At 66.2% G+C, this 3,942-nt stretch carries 3 protein-coding genes and 1 pseudogene; all 4 read left to right on the top strand.

The genetic code is table 11. The features are described from left to right. A partial coding sequence (locus EOA28_RS27580) for a 3-hydroxyacyl-CoA dehydrogenase NAD-binding domain-containing protein (protein WP_128315479.1) occupies positions 1 to 1,749 on the top strand: 1,749 nt, incomplete at its 5' end. A gap of 12 nt (positions 1,750 to 1,761) precedes the next feature. Then, positions 1,762 to 2,302 (top strand): annotated as a pseudogene (locus EOA28_RS27575) (thioesterase family protein). A 95-nt stretch (positions 2,303 to 2,397) separates the two neighbouring features. Next, complete coding sequence (locus EOA28_RS27570) at positions 2,398 to 3,036, top strand: helix-turn-helix transcriptional regulator (RefSeq protein WP_126079357.1); 639 nt, start codon at positions 2,398 to 2,400, stop codon at positions 3,034 to 3,036. 10 nt (positions 3,037 to 3,046) lie between these two features. Beyond that, on the top strand, positions 3,047 to 3,937 hold the full coding sequence (locus EOA28_RS27565; protein ID WP_245463179.1) for a thermonuclease family protein: 891 nt from the start codon (positions 3,047 to 3,049) through the stop codon (positions 3,935 to 3,937). The last annotated feature ends 5 nt before the right edge of the window (positions 3,938 to 3,942 follow it).

The following is a 3,942-nucleotide window of genomic DNA, read 5'->3' as shown; positions in this document are numbered from 1 at the left end:
CCGGGCGCCGGCGGCACCCAGCGCGTGCCGCGGCTGACGGACCAGCAGCAGGCGCTGCAGATGCTGACCACCGGGCAGAACCTGTCGCCGCAAAAGGCGAAGCAGATGGGGCTGATCCATGAGATCGCGGAGCCGAAGAAGCTCGTCGAGACCGCCAAGGCGATGATCAAGAACGGCCTGAAGCCGGTGGCGCCCTGGGACGAGAAGGGCTTCAAGCTGCCGGGCGGTCCGATCTATTCGGCGGCCGGCGCCAATCTCTGGCCGCCGGCTATCGCCATCCTGCGCCGCGAGACCTATGGCAACTATCCGGCCGCGGCCGCGATCCTGAAATGCGTCTATGAAGGCCTGCTGGTGCCGTTCGACACCGCGCTCAGGATCGAGCAGCGCTATTTCACCGAGATCATGCAGACCAAGGAAGCGGCGGCGATGATCCGCTCGCTGTTCCTGTCGCTGCAGGAACTGAACAAGGGCGCGCGGCGCCCGGCCGGCGTGCCGGAAACCAAGTTCAAGAAGATCGGCATTCTCGGCGCCGGCTTCATGGGCGCCGGCATCGCCTATGTCACCGCGCGGGCCGGCATTCCGGTCGTGCTGCTCGACCGCGACCTGGCTTCGGCCGAGAAGGGCAAGGCGCATTCCGACAGCCTGATGGCCGATCAGGTCAAGAAGGGCCGCGCCAAGCCGGAAGACAAGGACAAGCTCCTGTCGCTGATCACGCCGACGGCGGACTATGCCGACCTTGCCGGCTGCGACCTCGTTGTAGAGGCGGTCTTCGAGGATTCGGGCGTGAAGAAGGATGCCACCGAGAAGGCCGAGGCGGTGCTGAAGTCGTCGGCGATCTTTGCTTCCAACACGTCCACGATTCCGATCACCGCCCTGGCAAAGAACTCGGCGCGGCCGAAGAACTTCATCGGCATCCACTTCTTCTCGCCGGTCGACAAGATGATGCTGGTGGAGATCATCCTCGGCAAGAAGACGGGCGACAAGGCCCTGGCCGTGGCCTTCGACTTTGTGCGCGCCATCAAGAAGACGCCGATCGTCGTCAACGACACGCGCGGCTTCTACGTCAACCGGTGCGTGCTGCGCTACATGTCGGAAGCCTACAAGATGCTGATCGAGGGCGTCCCGGCGCCGATGATCGAGAACGCCGCCAAGGCCGCCGGCATGCCGGTCGGCCCGCTCGCTCTGACCGACGAGACGGCCGTCGACCTTGCCCAGAAGATCATGAAGCAGACCATCCGGGATCTCGGCGAGAAGTCCGTCGATCCGAAGCAGATGGCTCTGATCAACACCATGGTCGACACGCATGGCCGCTTCGGCCGCAAGAACGGCAAGGGCTTCTACGACTATCCGGCGAAACCCGCGAAGAAGAAGCTGTGGCCGGGCCTGAAGGACCTCTATCCGCAGCAGAAGCCCGAAAAGGTAGATTATGAGGAGCTGAAGGAGCGGCTGCTGGTCACCATAGCGCTGGAAGCGGCGCGCGTGATGGAGGAAGGCATCGTCACCGATCCGCGCGAGGCCGATGTCGGCTCGGTCCTCGCCTTCGGCTTCGCGCCCTTCACCGGTGGCGCGCTGTCCTACATCGACGGCATCGGCGCCAAGCGTTTCGTCAAGATCGCCAAGGGACTGCAGAAGAAATATGGCGCCGAGTTCAAGGCGCCGAAGCTTCTGCTCGACATGGCTGAGAAGGGCGAGACCTTCTACCTGCGCTTCGACCCCTACCAGAAGGGCGAGGTCAGAGAGGCGGCCTGACGAACCCCGACCATGTATGTCTGGGGGCGAATGGCACGCACCATGGCCACGGCGTTGAGCCGTGGCCCCTATCGGGCCGGCGAGGAAAGCCGGCTCGCCTTTCGCTGCCTACCGATCGACATCGACTTCAACCTGCATCTGAACAACGCCCGCTACATGATGCTGGCCGATCTCGGCCGCATCGATCTTCCTGCGCATCGGCCTCATCGCGCTGGCACGCAAGAATGGCTGGGCGCCAATGATCGGCGGCCTGCAGGTCGCCTATGTGCGCGAGATCAAGCTGTGGCGCCGCTTCGAGGTGATCTCGTCGATCGAGGCCTGGGAAGGCACGTCGGTCATTGGCCGTCGCCGTTTCGTTCTCGATGGCGGCGAGACGGCGGCGCTGATCCTGACCACCGGCGGCGTCTATGACCGCGGTGGGCGTCGCTTCCTCGACATCGACGAGGTCGTCGCGGCGCTCGGCTGCGCCGCCCGGCCGCGTCCGCCGACCGAAACCGAGCGCGCCTTCATGATTTCGCACAAGAATTTGCGCGAGCAGGCCAAGCAGGTCTGATCGTCGGCGATCCGACCCTTCGCCAGTGGACAATCAGATGGTCGCGCGCTAGACAGGCTTGAGGCATTTTTTCCTGTTTTCGAAGGAGAGCGGACTTGCTCTCACACGATCGCGTCTGGGCCGCAATCGACGCTCTCGCCGAGCGCTATTCGCTGTCGGCTTCCGGCCTCGCCCGGCGCGCGGGCCTCGATTCGACGGCCTTCAACAAGTCGAAGCGCCTGTCTTCCGACGGCAGGCCACGCTGGCCCTCGACCGAATCGCTGGCCAAGATCATCGAGGCCACCGGCGCGTCGCTCGAGGAATTCACTGGACTTGTCGAAGGGCGCGCTGCCTCCGTCGCCCAACACCGCAGCGCCGTTCCCCTGCTTGGCTTCGCTCAGGCCGGCGCCGGCGGCTTCTTCGACGATGCCGGCTACCCGGCGGGGCAGGGCTGGGATCTGGTCGAGCTTCCCGCGCGGGCGACCGAGACCTCATACGCGCTGCAGGTGCAAGGCGATTCCATGCTGCCGCTCTACCGCAATGGCGATGTGCTGATCGTCGAACCCGGCGCGCCGACGCGCAAGGGCGACCGTGTCGTCGTCAAGACCACCGCCGGGGAGGTGATGGCCAAGGTGCTCGACCGGCAAACGGTGAAGTCGATCGTGCTGGTTTCGCTCAACCCCGCCCATCCGGACCGTGACATCCCGACGCGCGAAATCGAATGGGTGGCGCGCATCGTCTGGGCGAGCCAGTAGGTTCGGGCCGGTGCGGCTTCTTCAGATCATCCTGACGGTTCTGGCGGTTCCGGTGATGGCCGCGCTCGTTGTGGCGGGCGGCCGCGTGGTCAAGGGGCATGAGAGCGTCATCATGGTCGATCAGATCGATCCCATCGCCGATGCGCTCCCCACCGCCGGGGACGATGCGCTCTCCGCCTCCGGCGCGGATACGCTCCCGGAAGAGCCGACGACCTCGGCCATTCCCGCGCCAGCCGCTCCACCGAACCCCGTTGTTCACTCGAGGGCCATCGATCCCGACGTCGTGGCGCCGCCCGAGCTGTCGGACCAGGAACTCGAACGGGTCGAACCGCGCGCGCCGCTCAGCGATCTGGCGCTGGCCGGACCGCCCAAGCCGCCCAAAACGAAGATGCCGGGCGACTGGAACGGCACCAAATTGTTCCAGCCGGTCGCCACCGCCGCCGGGCTGATCGAGGCGAAGGGCTATGCGGTCTCCGTGTCCGGCGTGGACGCCGTCAAGACGGACGAGACCTGCAGCGACCAGGGCCAGACCTGGGCCTGCGGCACGCGCGCCAGGACAGCCTTCCGCGCGTTCCTGCGCGGCCGAGCGGTCGCCTGCGCGGTGCCGCCGGAGGGCGGCCGCGATACCATTTCCGCCGAATGCCATATCGGCAATCAGGACATCGGCCAGTGGCTGGTCGAGAACGGCTGGGCGCGCGCCGCGCAAGGCGGCCCCTATGTCGAGGCCGAGAACAAGGCCCGCTCCGGGAAGAAGGGTATTTTTGGCCCGGCGCCGAAGCTTGACGGCCTGCCGGCGGTGCCGGCCATGTCGGGTCCGGCGCCCGTGGCGCCGGATTCGATCCTGCCGGCCGAGGGCGGCGCCGTTACGCCGCCAACTGACCAGCCAGCGCCCGCTCAATAAGCGCG

Origin of the sequence: Mesorhizobium sp. M2A.F.Ca.ET.067.02.1.1 (assembly GCF_004023285.1) — a bacterium.
Taxonomy (GTDB): Bacteria; Pseudomonadota; Alphaproteobacteria; order Rhizobiales; family Rhizobiaceae; genus Mesorhizobium.
This window is presented reverse-complemented; position numbering and strand designations above follow the sequence as displayed.